Raw genomic sequence first — 16,927 nt, 5'->3', positions numbered from 1 at the left:
ATCGGCCACCACCACGGACAGTTCGCGCAGCTGGGCGAGTTTGGAGGGCTGGACATGGGTCATTGCTACTTCCTTTCTTGTCTTGCAGGTACAACGCTGGCGCGCGGGCGCGCTCAGCGGTGGATATCACCGGCGGCTTCGGGCTGGTAATGGATCGCGGTCACACGCAGGCGCAGCTGGCGGCCACCCGGGGCGGTCCAGTCGATGGTCTGGCCCAGCGACAGGCCCAGCAGCGCGCTGCCGACCGGCGCCAGCACCGAAACGCGGCCCTTGTCGAAATCGGCCTCGTGCGGGTAGACCAGGGTCAGCGAATGTTTCTCGTCATGCAGCTCGTCCACGCACTCCACCCGCGAGTGCATGGTGACGATGCCTTCGGGCACTTCTTCCGGGGGCAGCACCTGCGCGCGGTAGAGCTCCTGGCTCAGCGCCACGGCCGCCGGGTGCCGGCTCAGCGCGGGGGATTCCAGCATGGCCTCTAGGCGGGCCATATCTCGGCTGGAAACAATGATTGACGGCGGTAGACCGCTGTTGGTCGTCATGGGAAAGCTCCTGCAGTTATTCAAAAGACAAGCAAAAGGCGGCACCCTGTTGGCGCCGCCCGGTTCTATTGTGCTGACAATGGGGGCCGGAAGCGACCCATTGCGATCATCGCGCCTGCGGCGGCCTGAAAGCAATGGATGCCGCGAGGCCGTCAGCGCCGGTGCCGGCGTCGCGAGGCCGCGGCGCTGCAAACCGGCGGTTCAGGTCGGTGTGGACGGTTCCTCGGGCCGCAGCGGCGCAGGCTGCAGCAGTGTGTCCGGCAATGACTGGAACAGGCGGGCCAGCTGTTCAAGGAACCCGTTCATGGCCGAACTGCGCCGCCAGACCAGGGCAATTCGCCGGCTGGGCCGGGGGGCGCCGTCAAAGCCCAGCAGGTGGATGTTTTCTGAACGTGCCACCGGCGGTTTGACCGCCAGCAGCGGCAGCAGGGTGATGCCGACATTGGCTGCCACCATCTGCCGCAGCGTTTCCAGGCTGGTGGCCTGGAACTCGGATTTCTCCAGCGCGCCGGCCAGGTGGCAGACATCCAGAGCCTGGTCGCGCAGGCAGTGGCCGTCCTGCAGCAGCAGCAGGCGCTGATCGGCCAGTTCGTTCAGGTGCACGCTGCTGCGTTGGGCCAACGGATGGCCCTCCGGCACGGCCAGGACAAACGGCTCCTCGAACAGGAATTCGGTATGCAGCTGGTCGTCGTGCAGGGGCAGCGCCAGCACGGTGGCGTCGAGCTGGCCGTTGCGCAGCTGGGCCAGCAACACGTCGCTTTTTTCCTCCACCAGCAGCAGCTCCAGTTGCGGGAAGCGCGCGCGGATGCGCGAGATCACATGCGGCAGCAGGTACGGCCCGAGCGTGGGGAAAATGCCCAGGCGCACGGTGCCGGCCTCCGGGGCGCGGCTGCGGCGGGCGGCTTCCTTCATCTGTTCCACTTCCGCGATGATGCCGCGCGCGCGCGCGGCCGCCTCACGGCCGGCCGGGGTCAGCATCACCTTGCGCGGCGCGCGCTCGACCAGCGACACCCCCAGCTCTTCCTCCAGCTTCCTGATCTGGGTGGAAAGCGTGGGCTGGCTGACGAAGCAGGCGCTGGCGGCGCGGCCGAAGTGCCGGTGCTCGGCCAGTGCCACCAGATATTTGAGATCGCGCAGATTCAAGCTGGACTCCGGAAACGAAGCGGGGCGATCGAAGGATCGCCCGTGGTGATGGCCGATGGCCGGTCCGTTGCCGCGTGCGGCGGCGACCGGGCTCAGGCGGTTTCGGCGATGGCCACCTCGGCCTGCGGCACGGAACTGCGGATCAGATGATCGAACGCGCTCAGTGCCGCGGTCGAACCGGCGCCCATGGCGATGATGATCTGCTTGTACGGCACCGTGGTGCAGTCACCGGCGGCGAACACGCCCGGCACATTGGTCTGGCCACGCTCGTCGATGACGATCTCGCCGCGTCCGCTCAGCTCCACCGTGCCGCGCAGCCATTCGGTGTTGGGCAGCAGGCCGATCTGCACGAAGATGCCTTCCAGCTCGACCCGGTGCGAATCGCCACCGATACGGTCGGTGTAGACGATGCCGTTGACCTTCTGGCCGTCGCCCAGCACCTCGGTGGTCTGCGCGTTGAGGATCACCTTCACGTTGGGCAGGCTGCGCAGCTTGGCCTGCAGCACCTGGTCGGCGCGCAGCTGGCTGTCGAACTCGAACACGGTGACGTGGCTGACGAGGCCGGCCAGATCGATGGCCGCCTCCACGCCGGAATTGCCGCCGCCGATCACCGCCACGCGCTTGCCCTTGAACAGCGGACCGTCACAGTGCGGGCAATAGGCCACGCCCTTGTTGCGGTACTCGTTCTCGCCGGGCACGTTCATCTGCCGCCAGCGCGCGCCGGTGGACAGGATCACGCTCTTGGACTTCAGCGAGGCACCGTTCTCCAGCTTCACTTCGACCAGGCCATCGGCGCCGGCCGGCACCAGCTTGGTCGCGCGCTGCAGGTTCATGATGTCCACCTCGTACTCGCGCACGTGGGCTTCCAGTGCCGCGGCCAGCTTCGGGCCCTCGGTGTGCTGCACCGAGATGAAGTTCTCGATCGCCAGGGTGTCCAGCACCTGGCCGCCGAAACGCTCGGCCGCCACACCGGTGCGGATGCCCTTGCGCGCGGCATAGATCGCCGCCGCCGCACCGGCCGGGCCACCACCGACCACCAGCACGTCGAACACGTCCTTGGCCTTGATCTTCTCGGCCTCGCGGGCGGCGGCACCGGTGTCGAGCTTGGCGACGATCTGCTCCAGGCTCATGCGGCCGGAGTCGAACATCTCGCCACCCTGGAACACCATCGGCACCGCCATCACCTGGCGCTGCTCCACTTCCTGCTGGAACGTGCCGCCCTCGATCACCGTGGTGCGGATCTTCGGATTCAGGATCGCCATCAGCGCCAGCGCCTGCACCACGTCCGGGCAGTTGTGGCAGGTCAGCGACATGTAGACGTCGAAGTCGAAGTCGCCATCAATCGCCTTGATGCTGTCGATCACGTCCTGCGCCACCTTCGGCGGATGGCCGCCGGTCCACAGCAGGGCCAGCACCAGCGATTCGAACTCGTGGCCCAGCGGCAGGCCGGCGAAACGCACGCCATGGTCCTGGCCTTCACGGGCGACGACGAACGACGGTCGGCGCGCATCGGTGCCGCCGGCGTCGAGGGTGATCTTGCCGTTGCCGGCGGCGACGATGTCGTCGAGCAGGCCACGCATGTCCTGGCTGGCGGCGCTGTCATCGAGCGAGGCGATCAGGCGCAGCGGCTGGCGCAGCAGGCCCATGTACTGCTGCAACTGGGTCTTGAGGGTGTCGTCGAGCACGGCGCAACTCCTTGTTCGAGGCAAAACGGGGGAGGACGCGGTTGCCTGGGCAACGCGCCGGGAAAGGTAGGGGTGAACCGCAACCTGCTTGTCCGCTGGGCTGGCGTGCCGCTGGCGGGGATCAACATGTTGCGGTTCACCCCCACGCCCGCCGCGAGGCGGGGTGGGAGCGGGTGTTGCTTAGATCTTGCCGACCAGATCCAGCGACGGGGTCAGGGTCTTCTCGCCTTCCTTCCACTTGGCCGGGCACACTTCGTTCGGGTGGGCGGCGGTGAACTGGGCGGCCTTCAGTTTGCGCAGGGTTTCGGACACGTCACGGGCGATCTCGTTGGAGTGGATCTCCAGGGTCTTGATCACGCCTTCCGGGTTGATCACGAAGGTGCCGCGCAGGGCCAGGCCTTCTTCCGGAATGTGCACGCCGAAGGCGTTGGTCAGTTGGTGGGTCGGGTCGCCAACCAGCGGGAACTTGGCCTTGCCCACGGCCGGCGAGGTTTCGTGCCACACCTTGTGCGAGAAATGGGTATCGGTGGTGACGATGTAGACCTCGGCGCCGGCCTTCTGGAACTCGGCGTAATGGTCGGCGGCGTCTTCGATCTCGGTCGGGCAATTGAAGGTGAACGCGGCCGGCATGAAGATCATCACCGACCACTTGCCCTTCAGGCTGGCGTCGGTGACTTCAATGAACTTGCCGTTGTGGAACGCGTTGACCTTGAACGGCTGGACCTGGGTATTGATAAGGGACATGTGACTTCCTCTTGTTGAAGGGACGGGGGTGGAGAACGTGAAGCAAAGACTAATAGGCCCTGCCTAATAAAACAAATGAATTGAATTCATGGTTTCAATAGGCTTGGCCTATCTTGGTGCGTGTTTTATCTGGCCTACGGGTGGATATTGGGGGTTCTGCATAATTTCCAAGCCGGCTGTATGGAGGTTGCTGAATGGAGGCATAGGCCGGCTATATGGACCGGCCCGCTCCGGTGGCACGGGTGCCAGGGGTATCGGCAATTCTCCGCCTGCTGAAGTGGCCAAGGCCACGGCGCCGGCAAGTCGCGCCGGCCGGCTACGCCGTAAAATTCCTCTGTCGCGTTCGCCGCCGAGGAAATTGAATTGTCCCCGATCACTGTTGCCGAATTGTTGAGGCAGGCCGCCGCGCGGCTGGGTGGCGACACCGCCCGCCATGAAGCCGAAGCGTTGCTGCTGCATACATTGGGCTGCGAGCGGGCCTGGCTGTTCGCCCATGCCGGCGATACGGTTGCCACCGACGTTGTTGCCCGTTTCGAGCAGGTGGTGGCGTTGCGCGCGGAGGGCGCGCCACTGGCCTATGTGACCGGCCGCCGCGGGTTCTGGACGTTGGATCTGCAGGTCAGCGCGGACACGCTGATTCCGCGCCCGGAAACCGAGCTGCTGGTGGAACTGGCGCTGGCGCGGCTGGCGCAGCAGGTGCCGTGGCGGGTCGCCGACCTGGGCACCGGGTCCGGTGCCATCGCATTGGCCGTGGCCAGCGAGCGCCCGCGGGCGCAGGTGGTGGCCACCGATTTCAGCGAAGGGGCGTTGGCGGTCGCGCGTGCCAACGCGTTGGCGCACGCCCTGGGCAATGTGCAGTTCCGCCAGGGCCACTGGCTGGCGCCGCTGGCCGGTGAACGCTTCGATCTGATTGCCAGCAACCCGCCGTATATCGCCAGCACCGATCCGCATCTGGACCAGGGCGACCTGCGTCATGAACCGCTGTCGGCGCTGGCCTCCGGGGCCGATGGGCTGCAGGCGCTCGGCGAAATTGCCGCCGCCGCGCCGGGCCATCTGCATCCTGGCGGCTGGTTGTTGCTTGAGCACGGGTGGGACCAGGGCGCGGCGGTACGCGCGCTGTTGCAGCGCGCCGGTTTTGTCGACGTCGCCACGGCGCAGGATCTGGAACAGCGTGATCGCGTCACCCTGGGGCGGCTGCCCGGGTGATCCGGTGCCTGGCGTTTGCGCAGGAGACGTGAGCCGGCCAGCCGCTCACGCCGGGTTCCAACGCGGTTGTGATCCTTCGAGGGCGCGCCGTGGCCGGGCCACGGGCGGCAGGCCCGGGACGCGCGGCCGCTCGGGCCGGTCCAGGTCTGGCAAACCGGGAAAGGTGGGCGGGGCTGCGGCCGGCGGCAACGCGCAGGTGAAGGAAAGCGGCCGGGCCGGCTGCGATAGAATCGGCATCTCATTGCCAGTGAGTCACGACATGCGCACGCTCTATCCCGAAATCACCCCCTACGCCATCGGTTCGCTGCAGGTCGACGATCGCCACACGCTGTACTTCGAACAGTGTGGCAACCCGGATGGCAAGCCGGTGGTGATGTTGCACGGTGGCCCCGGCGGCGGCTGCAACGACAAGATGCGGCGTTTCCACGACCCGGCCAAGTACCGCATCATCCTGTTCGACCAGCGCGGCGCCGGGCGTTCAACCCCGCATGCCGACCTGACCGACAACACCACCTGGGATCTGGTGGCCGATATCGAGAAGCTGCGCGAGCACCTTGCGATCGAACGCTGGCAGGTGTTCGGTGGCAGCTGGGGCTCGACGCTGGCGCTGGCCTACGCCGAAACCCATCCGCAGCGCGTCACCGAGCTGGTGCTGCGCGGCATTTTCATGCTGCGCCGCTGGGAGCTGGAGTGGTTCTACCAGGAAGGCGCCAGCCGCCTGTTCCCGGATGCGTGGGAGCACTACATCCAGGCGATTCCGCTGGTGGAACGGCACGACCTGATCAGCGCCTTCCACCGGCGCCTGACCGGTGACGATGAAGCCACCCGGCTGGCCGCCGCCCGCGCCTGGAGCGTGTGGGAGGGCGCCACCAGCTACCTGCACGTGGACGAGGACTTCATCAACAGCCACGAGGATCCGCAGTTCGCGCTGGCCTTCGCCCGCATCGAGAACCACTATTTCGTCAACGGGGGTTTTTTCGAGGTGGAAGACCAGCTGCTGCGCGACGTGCACCGGATTGCCGATATCCCCGGGGTGATCGTGCACGGCCGCTACGACGTGGTCTGCCCGCTGGCCAACGCCTGGGAGCTGCACAAGGCCTGGCCGAAGGCGCGGCTGCAGATCACCCCCGGATCGGGGCATTCGGCGTTCGAAGCCGAGAACGTGGACGCCCTGGTGCGCGCGACCGATTCGTTCGCCTGAGCCTGGCGCCGATGGACAGGAAAAAGGCGGCCACGGGCCGCCTTTTTTCATTAATTCAAATCGCGGTGAATTGCGGTGCCAGCTGGCGCAGGATGCGCTCCAGACGCTGTGCCCATTCGTGCTGGCCGCGGACATCGGCAATCAGGTCCTGGCGGATCTCCAGCTCCACATGCACCAGGCCGCGGGCTTCGCCGTGGATGGGCACGGCGTAGTCGCTGGTTGCGGTGACCGCATAGGGCTGGTTGTCGCCGATCACCAGTCCCGGCTCGGCCGCCAGCGCATCGCGCAGCACGTGGGCAAGCCGGATGTCGCGGTGGTACAGCACGCCGGCATGCCACGGCCGCTCCACCCCGTTCATGGCCGGGGTGAAGCTGTGCATCGCCACCAGGATCGTTGCTTGCCCGCGTTGCTGGCGCAGGTCCAGTTCGGCGGTGATTCGCGCGTGATACGGCGCATGGATCGCATCGATGCGCTGTTGCCGCGCGGCGGCGTCGAGCCCGGCATTGGCGGCGATCACGGTGCCATCGCTGATCGGGGCGATCAGGGTCGGCGACGCCAGCGGCCGGTTGCAGTCGATCACCAGCCGCGAATAGGTCTGGGTGATCGCCCAGGCATCCAGGCGCCGCGCCAGTTCCAGGGTGACTCCGGCAATGCCGATGTCCCAGCCGATATGGCGGTCCCGTTCGGCCTGCGCCAGGCCCAGACCGTCCAGGGCCTGCGGCACCTGTTGCCCGGCGTGGTCTGCAATCAGCACGAACGGCGAGCGGCCGTGGGGATGATGGACCTGGAACGGCGGCGGATCGTCCGGTCCCAGCAGGGGGGCGGTGCAGACAGCGCGCGCGCGGGCGCACGTGAGTGAATCAATCACGGGGCGTGCCATCCAGCCGGTGTTCGATCATCCACAGCCCGGCCCAGAGTTTGGCGTCCAGCTGGTAACCCTGGCCCATCTTCTCCACCAGCCACGCCGCGGCACGGGCGCGTGGAATCTCGTGCACGGTGATGTCCTCGCTGGCATCGCCGCCGCCGACGCCGACCTTGCGCAGGCCGGTGGCGCGGACAAAGGCGATCTTCTCGCTGCTGGCCCCGGACGAGGTCGGGCCGATCATCAGCACTTCGGCATGATCGGCGGTCCAGCCGGTTTCCTCTTCCAGCTCGCGCAGCGCCGAGCGCTCGATCGACTCGCCGGCATCGACATCACCCACCAGCCCGGCCGGCATCTCGATGGTGCGCGCCTGCAGCGGTACCCGGAACTGTTCGACAAACAGCACGTTGTCGTCCGGCGTCACCGCGATGATGATCGCGGCCAGACCGCCGGCGTGGGTGCGCTCGCTGTACTCCCAGCTGCCGCGCACGACCATGCGCTGGTACTTGCCCTCGTAGACCACCCGTGGGGCTTGGGTATCCGGACTCATGCGACCTCCGGGGCGAGGGGGGAATCGGAAAGTCCGGCGGCGGTGAGCAGCCGGCGCCGGGTCAGCGGACCAAAGCGCAACGCTTCGCACAGGCCCAGCAGCATGTCCGCATCGCCGCCGCCGCGGGCGAAGTCGGCCTGGGTGGTACCCAGCGGGGCGTCCAGCGCAATCGTGGTCAGCTGCCGCCACAGCAGCGCGTGTCCGCGCTGTTCGCGCAGCCGGCTGGCGATGGTGGCGGCGCCGCGCAGGCGCAGGAACGGGATTTCATCGATCCGCTCCAGCATCACATCGAGACTGCCGAAATGCGCCAGCAATACCGCCGCCGACTTGGCGCCGATGCCGGTGACGCCGGGGATGTTGTCCACCGCATCGCCGCATAGCGCCAGATAGTCGGCGATCTGGTGCGCATGCACGCCGTGGCGGGCCTTGACCCCGCCCATGCCCCAGCGCACGTTGCGGGCGTAGTCCCACTGCTCGTCATGCTCGTACAGCAGCTGCGACAGGTCCTTGTCGGCCGAAACGATCACCCCGCGGTAGCCGGCGTCGCGGCGGCTGTGCAGGGCTGCGCCGATCAGATCGTCGGCCTCGTATTCGTGGTGGGCCAGCACGTTCAAGCCCAGGGCGGCGCACAGCGCCTTGCAGTGGCTGAACTGGCGGCGCAGCGCGTCCGGGGCCGGATCGCGGTTGGCCTTGTACGCCGGATAGAGACGGTGGCGGAAGCAGTTGTCCAGCGCTTCGTCGAAGGCGACGGCGATATGGCCGGGCCGTTCGCGTTCCAGCAGGTCCAGCAGGAAACGCGCAAACCCGTGCACGGCATTGGTCGGCCAACCCTGGGCGTCCTGGAATTCGTCGGGCATCGAGTGCCAGGCCCGGAACACGTACAGGCTGGCATCGACCAGATACAGCGGCGGGCGGGGCGCAGGCTGGTTCATCGCTGCAACCTGCTCACGGCTGCCAGTCCTGCAGCAGCTGTGCCGGATCGGGGCGGTCGCGCTCGGGGATCCGCAGCCTGGGTGTGCCGATGTGGATGAAACCGACGATGCGTTCGTTGTCGACCAGCCCCAGGTGGCGGGCGACCTCGGTGTCATAGGCCATCCACGCAGTCAGCCATTGGGCACCGAAGCCATGCGCCTGCGCGGCCTGCAGCAACGCAAAGCACACGCATCCGGCGGTCAGCAGCTGTTCCTGCACCGGGATCTTGGCGTCGGGCTGCAGCTGCGCGATTACGGTGATGATCAGTGGCGCATGCGAAAACCGCTGGCGATCCTTCTCGATGACGGTTTCACCGGCAGCGGGATCCCGCTCGCGGGTGCGCTGCACCAGGAACTCCCCCAGTGCCTGCCGGGCCGGTCCTTGCAGGCGCAGAAACCGGAACGGCACCAGCTTGCCGTGGTCCGGGACGCGCACGGCCGATTGCAGCATCCGCAGCAGCGTGGCCTCGTCGGGACCGGGTTCGCCCAGCTGCCGGGAAGGAACAGAGCGGCGCTGGTCCAGCGCCTGCAACAAAGGGGTATCAGTCATGGTCACGATGGTTCAAATCGACCGGCCGATTATAGGCGGGGCGCCTGTACCCCCGGCCTGTCGACTGAACGGCCGGGATTTCTGTGCGCTGCGTTGGTGCGGGCACAGCCACGTGTTTGTCGCGCGGTCACCCTGGGAGGCTTACGATACAAGGCCTGCCGGGTTGCCGGTAACGAGGCTCAAAGTGCGGACTGCATCACTTACCCCATTCATGTTCAGCGCCTACCATGCAATGGCGGAAACAGGGGCCGCGTCTGCATCTTCCTTTTTGATCTCCAGAAGTTCAGCGTCCGCGAGGACGTGGGGCCTTAGCGCATGATGTCCAATCCGCATCCGTCGGGCCCTGGCGGCCGCGATCAGAAATTGTTGGCCCTCGCCCGCGAGGCCGTCCTGCCGGTGCTGGGACAGTCGTTCAGCTCGGTGCTTGCCGGCTTTGACGATGTCCTGTTCGACCGGGCGGAAAAGGCCGGGGCGTCGCAGCTGCTGTTCCTCGATGGCATGCGCGAGCTGCGCCGGCGCCAGGACGAGATCGCCAGCCGGTTCCGTGCGCACCTGCAAGCGGCATGGGCCGCGCTGGAAGCGGGCGCACCGTTGTCGGCCGAGGCCACGCTGGCCGCGCGCAGCGACAGCGGCCTGAGCCTGGTGCCCGAGCATGTACTGGAATCGCGGCTGGCCGTGCGCAACTTCGCCACGGTGCTGCTGCGCGAGTGCAAGCCGGTGCTGGCGCGCATCGACCGCCGCCTGGCCTGGGTGGCCGGAGTGGCTGAGCTGGATGCCGACACCAATCCGATCGCGCCGGAACATGTGGCCGTGGCGATCCATCAAGCCTTCGCCACCTGTGACCTGGCCCCGGAAGTGCGGCTGGTGCTGATCAAATTGTGCGAGCGCGCGCTGGCTGCCGGTATTGCCAAATTGTATGAAGCGCTGGATGAAAAGCTCGCGCAAGCCGGCGTGATGCCGGAGATCTCGCAGGTCCGGCGTGCGCCGCCGCGGCCACCGGCGCCCAGACCCGCCGGTGAAGGCGGCATGGCCGATGCCGGCGAGGACGACCCTTACGATCCGCGCTATGCCCCGGCGTGGGCGCGACGTTTTGCCGAACGCTGGCCGCAAAACCGTGGGCGCATGCCCGGTGGCGGTGACGGCGGTTATGCGAATGAAGCCGATGCGGTCGCCGGCAACCAGAAAATGCTGATGGAGGCCCTGCATGGCCTGCTGGCGCAGACCCGCAGCGTGCGCGAGGACGCGACGTCCGCGGCGCAGGCGGCCGTGGGCCAGCAGCGGCCGTTGAGCCAGCGCGAAATGATGTCGGTGCTGTCGCTGTTGCAGGCCACGCCCAGCGCCACGTTGCGCGCGGCGATCGGCGAGGACGGCGAATCGCTGGCGCAGCGGCTGAAGAGTGAAGTGCTGTCCGGAGCCACCCAGCTCGGGGTCGATCCGGCCAGTGCGCGGCTGGACCCGCAGGATGAGGATGCGATCGATCTGGTCGGCATGCTGTTCGACGTGATGCTCGACGAGCGCGACCTGGAAGGGCGCTCGCGCGAGCTGATCGGGCGCCTGGTGGTGCCGTTCGTGAAGGTGGCCATGCTTGACCGGCGCATGTTCGTGCAGAAGACCCACCCGGCGCGCAAGCTGCTCAATTCGCTGGCCGAGGCCTGTGAAGGCAATACCGGCGAAAGCGCCTCCGAGCGCGTGCTGATGGGCAAGGTCGAGGAAATCATCGAGCGGCTGGTGGCCGAATTCAATGAGAACCTGGCGATCTTCCTGACCCTGGAAGAAGAATTCCGCGACTTTCTGGCCCAGCACCGGCGCCGGATCGAGATTGCCGAACGGCGTGCCGCCGAGACCCAGCGCGGCCAGGAAAAGCTGGAGCTGGCCCGCGCCCGCGCTGCCGCCGAACTGGACACGCGGGTGGGTTCGGCCACGCTGCCCAAGGCCATCGAGGATTTCCTGCGCCAGCCGTGGAGCCATCACCTGACCTTGAACCTGCTGCGCGAAGGCGAAGAGGGCGAGGCTGTGCAGGAAACCCTGAAGCTGGCCGATGACATGCTCGAGGAGGTTGCCCAGGCGCGCCGCCATATCGTCGGCAAGCCGTGGTTGCAGTCCTGCCAGCCGGCACTGGAAAAGGTGTTTGCCAGCGTTGGCCTGCATGGCGACAGCAGCGGTGCGGCGATCGACGTGCTGCACGACACGCTGCAGGCGATCGCCGAGACCCGGCCGGAGCTGGAGCGCGCGTTGCCGGAATTGCCGCAGGTGGCGCTGCCGCTGCCGCCGGCACAGGAGGCGCCTGCCATGGAGCTGGCTGGCGAGGCCAAGGCCGAGGATTTCGACAACGCCGATGCCGACCGTTTCCGCACCCTGGAGATCGGTACCTGGCTGGATTTTGTCGACAAGGACGGCAAGGTGCAGGCCGGCAAGCTGTCGTGGGTCAGTCCGATCTCCTCGCGGCTGCTGTTCGTCAACCGCCGCGGCGTGCGGTTCTGCGTCGCCTCGCCGGAAGAGCTGGCGGTGATGGTGCGGCTGGGACGGCTGCGTACCCACGTCGACGACGGCGCGTTCGACAGTGCCATGGCGGGCGTCATCGAGCGCCTCGACCCGCAGCTGAAGACCCCCACCGTGCACTGAGCGCAGCGGCCGCGAGAGGGCTTTGTTAGGATCCTGGAGATATTCCGTCGCGGATCGGGGAACAGGCATGGCCGTGGAAGTGCTGGTGTTGAAGGAGTCCGCCGCAGGCGAGCGGCGGGTGGCGGCAACGCCGGAAACGGTGAGGAAGCTGACGGCCGCAGGCGCCACGGTACGCATCGAGGCCGGCGCCGGCAGTGCCGCCGGTTTTGGAGATCAGGCCTATCGCGAGGCCGGCGCGCACATCGCCGAGGCCCACAGTGTTGCCAGCGCCGACGTGGTGCTGTGCGTGCAGGCGCCGCCCGCGGCGGTGATCGCCCACTTCAAGCCGGAAGCCGTGCTGGTCGGCAGTCTGCAGCCGCAGGCTGACGCCGCGCGCGCCGAGGCCCTGCAGTCACGCCAGGTGTGCGCGTTCCCACTGGAGCGGCTGCCACGCACCACCCGCGCGCAATCGATGGACGTGCTCAGTTCGCAGGCGGGCATGGCCGGTTACAAGGCCATGCTGATCGCCGCGCAGCTGGCGCCGCGCTTCTTCCCGATGCTGACCACCGCCGCCGGTACGATCCGGCCCTCGAAAGTGCTGGTGGTGGGCGCCGGGGTGGCCGGGTTGCAGGCGATCGCCACCGCCCGGCGTCTGGGCGCGCAGGTGGAAGGGTTCGACGTGCGGCCGGAAACCCGTGAGCAGATCGAGTCGCTGGGCGCGCGGTTCCTCGATCTGGGGGTCAATGCGGCCGGCGAGGGAGGCTACGCGCGGCAACTGACCGCCGAGGAACTGGCCGAACAGCAGCGGCGGCTGGGCGAGCATCTGAAGTCGGTGGACGTGATCGTCACCACCGCGGCGGTACCGGGGCGACCGGCGCCGAAAATCATCAGTGCGGCGATGGTGGCCGGGATGAAACCGGGCAGCGTGATTGTCGACCTGGCCGCCGAAAGCGGCGGCAACTGCGCGGCGACGCAACCGGGGGAAACCGTGCAGGTGGACGGGGTGACCGTTGCCGGTCCGCGCGATCTGGCCAGCATGGGCGCGGTGCATGCCAGCGAGATGTTTGCGCGCAACGTCTACAACTTCGTCGCGCTGTTCTTGAAAGACGGTGCGCTGGCGTTCGACTGGAACGATGAACTGCTGGCGCGCACGGTATGGCCGCCACGTCCGGTCACCGGGGAAATTCCGCCGGTCTGATCCGGTTACTGCAGCGGGCACCCGCCGTGCCCGCCAGCGGCTGTTCAGCGCGCGGGGCGCGGCACCTCGCGCGGTGGCGGGTTGGCCTCGGTCCACTGCCGGCGCTGTTCGGCGTTCATGCCCTGCCATTGGGTGCGCAGCTGTTCGCGCTGTGCCTTGTCCATGCCGCGCATCCTGGCGAACAGTGCGCGTGCCTCGCGCTGTTGCTGCGGCGGCATGTTTTCAAAACGGTTCAAGCCCGTGCGCGCCTGCTGCCGCTGCTGCGGGGTCATGGCCTGCCAGTCGCGGGCATGCTCGTAGATGCGCTGGCGCCGTTCCGGCGCGGCATTCCACCGGTCGCGCAGTGGCGCGATCAGGGTTTCGCGCTGCTGCGCGCTGAGCTTGTCCCATTCGGGCAACGGCGTTTGCTGGGCGGCCGCCCGGGTGCTGATGCAGGCCAGCAGGAAGAGCAGCGGCAGGTACGTTTTCATCGGGTTTACTCCATGGCCAAGGCGTTGTCCGAACCCAGCCACAGGTACAGTTCCGGGCTTTCGTCCAACAGCAGGGTGTCATCATCCGCCATGGCCGTGCTGGCGGCCTGGGGGCGCACCGGCGCCGTCTGGTGGGGGGCGAACGCGTGGAAGTTCAGTGCCGCGGTCACCGCCAGCACCGCCGAGCAGGCGGTCGCCAGCCACCAGCGATGCTGCCGCCACGGCGAAACCGCCGGTGCCGCACGGGCGCTGTGGCGGGCATGGCGCAGTTGCGCCAGCGTGGAGGATGAAACCGACGCCAGCGCGCGGTCATGCAGGTGCTGCAATGACTGCTCGAATGGGTCGCTGTGGGAGCGGCTGTTCACCGGGGGGCCTCCAGTTGTCTGTGCAAAGCGTCGCGCGCCCGCGACAGGTGGGTCTTGACCGAGCCTTCCGAGCAGCCCATCGCCTTGGCGGTGGTGGCCACGTCCAGCTCCTGCAGCACGCGCAGGGTGAACGCCTCGCGCTGGCGGGCGGGCAGCGTGCGCAACGCGGCGACCAGGCGCGCGTAGCCTTCGCGCTGCTCGTGCTGCTGCGCCGGACCGGCCGCCTCGTCGGCCCAGTCGATGGCGCTGTCTTGGCTGTGCGTTTGCTGCGGCGCCCAGAAGCGCAACCGGAAGCTGCGCCGCCGCTGCAGATCGATGATGCGTCGGCGCAGGATGCTCCAGAACAGCGGCGTCCATTCCTGTGGCGGCTGGTCGCGGTAGCCGAGCATCCGTTCCATCGCGTCCTGCACCGCATCCAGCGCATCTTCGCGCTGGCGCAGCCCGGCCTCGGCGAAACGGAACGCACGCGGGCCGATGCCCGCCAGAAAGGCGTCCAGCGAAACCGGGGTCGCGGTCTCGGCGGGGTTCTGCGGCGGAAGGGTGGGGCTCGGCACCAGCACAGCTTAGCGTTCCAGGACGTGGTCATCTGTGCAAACGTCCGGAGGCGCACGCGGTTGACACGACCGGGTTCGCATCCGCTTTCCGGCCGCGGTTATGATGCCGGACGGGCGATTCCAGCCTCGGAGAGGACAGCCAATGAGCGACGGGTTCGTAGCGTTGTACATCTTCATGCTGGCGGCAATCGCCGGCCACGTGATCATCTCGCGGGTGCCGGTGATCCTGCATACACCGTTGATGTCGGGGTCCAACTTCATCCACGGCATCGTGCTGATCGGCGCGATGGTGGTGCTGGGGCATGCCGATACCACGCTGGAAAAGGCGCTGGGTTTTGTCGCCGTGCTGCTGGGCGCGGGCAACGCCGCCGGCGGCTATGTGGTGACCGAGCGCATGCTGGACATGTTCAAGTCCAGCCGCAAACCCGTCGCCAAGCCGGAGCACAAGGCTTGAACGTGACCACTGCCGGAGTGCTTGCCTGGCTGGTGAACACCAGCTACCTGGCCGCCGCCACCCTGTTCCTGCTGGGCCTGCAACGCATGGCCTCGCCGATGACCGCGCGCAGCGGCATCCGCTGGGCCGGGCTGGGCATGCTGATCGCCACCGTGGCCACGTTCTTCCTGCCCGGGCTGCACAACATCGCGCTGATCGCGCTGGCGCTGGTGCTGGGCACCGGGCTGGCCTGGGTGTCGGCCAAGAAGGTGGCCATCACCGACATGCCGCAGATGGTGGCGCTGTACAACGGCATGGGCGGCGGTTCGGCCGCGGCGATCGGTGCGGTGGAACTGCTGCGCTTCTCGTTCCTGGCCCATCGCGATACCAGCCACTGGAGCGCGCCGGCCCTGGCCGAACTGGCCGCGCGCCAGCCCTCGACCACGGTGCTGGCGCTGGGCGTGATCGGTGCGGCGATTGGCGCGATCTCGCTGTCCGGCTCGGTCATCGCCTGGGCCAAACTCGACGGCCGGCTCGACCGCCGCGTCACCTTCCCCGGGCAGCAGGCGTTCAACCTGCTGGTCGCCGTGGCGATGGTGGCGTTGGGGACGTGGGCCGCGCTCAGCCTCGAGCCGCTGGCGATCGTCAGTTTCTTCGTGGTGGCGCTGGTGCTGGGCGTGTTGATGACGCTGCCGATCGGCGGTGCCGACATGCCGGTGGTGATTTCGCTGTACAACGCGTTCACCGGGTTGGCGGTGGCGTTCGAGGGTTATGTGCTCGGCAACGAGGCGCTGATCATCGCCGGCATGATGGTGGGCGCGGCCGGCATCCTGCTGACCCGGTTGATGGCCAAGGCGATGAACCGTCCGATCAGCGGCGTGCTGTTCTCCAGCTTCGGTGGCAGCAATGGCCAGGCCCAGGACATCAGCGGCAGCCAGAAGCCGATCGAGGCCGGCGACGTGGCGGCGATGATGGCGTTTGCCGAGCGCGTGGTGATCGTGCCCGGCTATGGCATGGCCGTGGCCCAGGCCCAGCACAAGATCTGGGAGCTGGCGCAGCGCCTGATCGACCGCGGGGTCAAGGTGAAGTTCGCGATCCACCCGGTGGCCGGGCGCATGCCCGGGCACATGAACGTGCTGCTGGCCGAGGCCGGCGTGCCTTACGACCTGATCGCCGACATGGACGACATCAACCCCGAGTTCGCCAACACCGACGTGTCGCTGGTGATCGGCGCCAACGACGTGGTCAACCCGGTCGCCAAGACCGATCCGGCCAGCCCGATCTACGGCATGCCCATCCTGGATGTGGTCAATTCCAGGCACACCATCGTTATCAAGCGCGGCAAGGGCACCGGCTTTGCCGGTATCGAAAATGCGCTGTTCTACGCCGACAACACCCGCATGCTCTACGGCGATGGCGCCGAAATGGCCGGCGCGCTGGTCAGCGAATTGAAGGCGCTGGATAGCGGGCACTGACGCGGCAGATTGCGGACAGACAAGAACGAGGCAGCGCCCCGCTGCGGGCTTGCTGGGCAAGCGCTGCCAGCCAAGCGCTGCCGGGCGTTGCCCGGCACTACAGGGACTACAGGGACCGCCGGCACCGGCGCCGATGCGCGGCCCCGCTGCGGGCTTCCTGGGCAAGCGCTGCCGGCCAAGCGCTACAGGCCAAGCGCTGCCAGCCAAGCGCTGCCGGGCGTTGCCCGGCACTACAGGGACTACAGGGACCGCCGGCACCGGCGCCGATGCGCTGCCCCGCTGCGGGCTTCCTGGGCAAGCGCTGCCGGCCAAGCGCTACAGGCCAAGCGCTGCCAGCCAAGCGCTGCCGGGCGTTGCCCGGCACTACAGGGACTACAGGG

The 16,927-nt window shown here is 67.7% G+C and carries 17 protein-coding genes; 6 read left to right on the top strand and 11 right to left on the bottom strand.

What is annotated here, in order from left to right; translation table 11 throughout:
* Positions 1-113 precede the first annotated feature (113 nt).
* The 4 genes from rnk to ahpC all read right to left on the bottom strand — a co-directional run bounded on the left by rnk (position 114) and on the right by ahpC (position 4,111).
* Positions 114-539, bottom strand: coding sequence for a nucleoside diphosphate kinase regulator (rnk, locus tag QZH66_RS11115; protein WP_305806001.1), 426 nt, complete (start codon positions 537-539; stop codon positions 114-116).
* 201 nt (positions 540-740) lie between these two features.
* Complete coding sequence (gene oxyR / locus QZH66_RS11110; protein ID WP_305806000.1) at positions 741-1,682, bottom strand: DNA-binding transcriptional regulator OxyR; 942 nt, start codon at positions 1,680-1,682, stop codon at positions 741-743.
* A gap of 92 nt (positions 1,683-1,774) precedes the next feature.
* Positions 1,775-3,367: an alkyl hydroperoxide reductase subunit F gene (ahpF, locus tag QZH66_RS11105; protein ID WP_305805999.1), complete on the bottom strand. Its 1,593-nt coding sequence runs from the start codon at positions 3,365-3,367 to the stop codon at positions 1,775-1,777.
* Positions 3,368-3,547: 180 nt separating this feature from the next.
* Entirely contained in the window at positions 3,548-4,111 is a 564-nt protein-coding gene (ahpC, locus tag QZH66_RS11100; protein WP_305805998.1) for an alkyl hydroperoxide reductase subunit C, read from the bottom strand.
* Between the two features lie 372 nt (positions 4,112-4,483).
* On the opposite strand from ahpC, the gene prmC reads away from it, so the two are divergent.
* Together prmC and pip are read left to right on the top strand one after the other, a co-directional pair.
* Positions 4,484-5,317, top strand: coding sequence for a peptide chain release factor N(5)-glutamine methyltransferase (prmC, locus tag QZH66_RS11095; protein WP_305806006.1), 834 nt, complete (start codon positions 4,484-4,486; stop codon positions 5,315-5,317).
* Positions 5,318-5,576: 259 nt separating this feature from the next.
* Positions 5,577-6,518 (top strand): prolyl aminopeptidase, encoded by a 942-nt coding sequence (gene pip / locus QZH66_RS11090; RefSeq protein WP_305805997.1) that lies wholly within the window; start codon positions 5,577-5,579, stop codon positions 6,516-6,518.
* A 55-nt stretch (positions 6,519-6,573) separates the two neighbouring features.
* On the opposite strand, the gene QZH66_RS11085 is transcribed toward pip, so the two are convergent.
* From QZH66_RS11085 to QZH66_RS11070, 4 genes are read right to left on the bottom strand one after another with little or no spacing between them, the layout of a single operon-like run.
* The gene (locus QZH66_RS11085) at positions 6,574-7,386 is read right to left on the bottom strand and encodes an N-formylglutamate amidohydrolase (protein ID WP_305805996.1); all 813 of its coding nucleotides are present in this window, start codon (positions 7,384-7,386) and stop codon (positions 6,574-6,576) included.
* Complete coding sequence (locus QZH66_RS11080) at positions 7,379-7,930, bottom strand: NUDIX hydrolase (RefSeq protein ID WP_305805995.1); 552 nt, start codon at positions 7,928-7,930, stop codon at positions 7,379-7,381. Before QZH66_RS11080 ends, QZH66_RS11085 begins: the two co-directional genes overlap by 8 nt.
* On the bottom strand, positions 7,927-8,862 hold the full coding sequence (locus QZH66_RS11075) for a 5'-3' exonuclease H3TH domain-containing protein (RefSeq protein ID WP_305805994.1): 936 nt from the start codon (positions 8,860-8,862) through the stop codon (positions 7,927-7,929). The genes QZH66_RS11080 and QZH66_RS11075 overlap by 4 nt, the downstream gene beginning before the upstream one ends.
* Before the next feature lie 13 nt (positions 8,863-8,875).
* Complete coding sequence (locus tag QZH66_RS11070; RefSeq protein WP_305805993.1) at positions 8,876-9,451, bottom strand: nitroreductase; 576 nt, start codon at positions 9,449-9,451, stop codon at positions 8,876-8,878.
* 315 nt (positions 9,452-9,766) lie between these two features.
* Between QZH66_RS11070 and QZH66_RS11065 the strand changes: the two genes are divergently transcribed.
* Positions 9,767-12,073 carry a DUF1631 domain-containing protein gene (locus QZH66_RS11065; RefSeq protein ID WP_305805992.1) on the top strand — a complete coding sequence of 769 codons (2,307 nt, stop codon included), beginning with the start codon at positions 9,767-9,769 and terminating at the stop codon, positions 12,071-12,073.
* A 67-nt stretch (positions 12,074-12,140) separates the two neighbouring features.
* Positions 12,141-13,250, top strand: a complete 1,110-nt coding sequence (locus QZH66_RS11060; protein WP_305805991.1) for an NAD(P) transhydrogenase subunit alpha — start codon at positions 12,141-12,143, stop codon at positions 13,248-13,250.
* Positions 13,251-13,294: 44 nt separating this feature from the next.
* Here the strand turns inward: QZH66_RS11060 and QZH66_RS11055 are convergent, their stop codons facing one another.
* The 3 genes from QZH66_RS11055 to QZH66_RS11045 are packed head-to-tail and all read right to left on the bottom strand — an operon-like array spanning position 13,295 to position 14,645.
* Positions 13,295-13,720, bottom strand: a complete 426-nt coding sequence (locus QZH66_RS11055) for a DUF3106 domain-containing protein (RefSeq protein WP_305805990.1) — start codon at positions 13,718-13,720, stop codon at positions 13,295-13,297.
* Between the two features lie 5 nt (positions 13,721-13,725).
* A complete protein-coding gene (locus tag QZH66_RS11050; protein ID WP_305805989.1) occupies positions 13,726-14,085 on the bottom strand; it encodes a hypothetical protein in 360 nt (119 codons plus the stop codon).
* Positions 14,082-14,645, bottom strand: a complete 564-nt coding sequence (locus tag QZH66_RS11045; RefSeq protein WP_305805988.1) for an RNA polymerase sigma factor — start codon at positions 14,643-14,645, stop codon at positions 14,082-14,084. The genes QZH66_RS11050 and QZH66_RS11045 overlap by 4 nt, the downstream gene beginning before the upstream one ends.
* A gap of 136 nt (positions 14,646-14,781) precedes the next feature.
* Between QZH66_RS11045 and QZH66_RS11040 the strand changes: the two genes are divergently transcribed.
* Both QZH66_RS11040 and QZH66_RS11035 read left to right on the top strand, forming a co-directional pair.
* On the top strand, positions 14,782-15,093 hold the full coding sequence (locus tag QZH66_RS11040) for an NAD(P) transhydrogenase subunit alpha (protein WP_305805987.1): 312 nt from the start codon (positions 14,782-14,784) through the stop codon (positions 15,091-15,093).
* Complete coding sequence (locus tag QZH66_RS11035) at positions 15,090-16,547, top strand: NAD(P)(+) transhydrogenase (Re/Si-specific) subunit beta (RefSeq protein ID WP_305805986.1); 1,458 nt, start codon at positions 15,090-15,092, stop codon at positions 16,545-16,547. Before QZH66_RS11040 ends, QZH66_RS11035 begins: the two co-directional genes overlap by 4 nt.
* Positions 16,548-16,927 lie beyond the last annotated feature (380 nt).

The organism is Stenotrophomonas sp. YIM B06876 (assembly GCF_030711595.1).
Lineage (GTDB): Bacteria > Pseudomonadota > Gammaproteobacteria > Xanthomonadales > Xanthomonadaceae > Stenotrophomonas.
The sequence above is the reverse complement of the archived record's forward strand: the minus strand, read 5'-3'. Positions and strand labels throughout refer to the sequence as shown.

What these genes read in the sequence shown, in the direction of transcription:
- rnk (WP_305806001.1), bottom strand. Translation starts at nt 539, where the DNA reads ATGACGACCAACAGCGGTCTACCGCCGTCAATCATTGTTTCCAGCCGA.
- ahpC (WP_305805998.1), bottom strand. Translation starts at nt 4,111, where the DNA reads ATGTCCCTTATCAATACCCAGGTCCAGCCGTTCAAGGTCAACGCGTTC.
- pip (WP_305805997.1), top strand. Translation starts at nt 5,577, where the DNA reads ATGCGCACGCTCTATCCCGAAATCACCCCCTACGCCATCGGTTCGCTG.
- QZH66_RS11080 (WP_305805995.1), bottom strand. Translation starts at nt 7,930, where the DNA reads ATGAGTCCGGATACCCAAGCCCCACGGGTGGTCTACGAGGGCAAGTAC.
- QZH66_RS11075 (WP_305805994.1), bottom strand. Translation starts at nt 8,862, where the DNA reads ATGAACCAGCCTGCGCCCCGCCCGCCGCTGTATCTGGTCGATGCCAGC.
- QZH66_RS11070 (WP_305805993.1), bottom strand. Translation starts at nt 9,451, where the DNA reads ATGACTGATACCCCTTTGTTGCAGGCGCTGGACCAGCGCCGCTCTGTT.
- QZH66_RS11065 (WP_305805992.1), top strand. Translation starts at nt 9,767, where the DNA reads ATGATGTCCAATCCGCATCCGTCGGGCCCTGGCGGCCGCGATCAGAAA.
- QZH66_RS11060 (WP_305805991.1), top strand. Translation starts at nt 12,141, where the DNA reads ATGGCCGTGGAAGTGCTGGTGTTGAAGGAGTCCGCCGCAGGCGAGCGG.
- QZH66_RS11055 (WP_305805990.1), bottom strand. Translation starts at nt 13,720, where the DNA reads ATGAAAACGTACCTGCCGCTGCTCTTCCTGCTGGCCTGCATCAGCACC.
- QZH66_RS11040 (WP_305805987.1), top strand. Translation starts at nt 14,782, where the DNA reads ATGAGCGACGGGTTCGTAGCGTTGTACATCTTCATGCTGGCGGCAATC.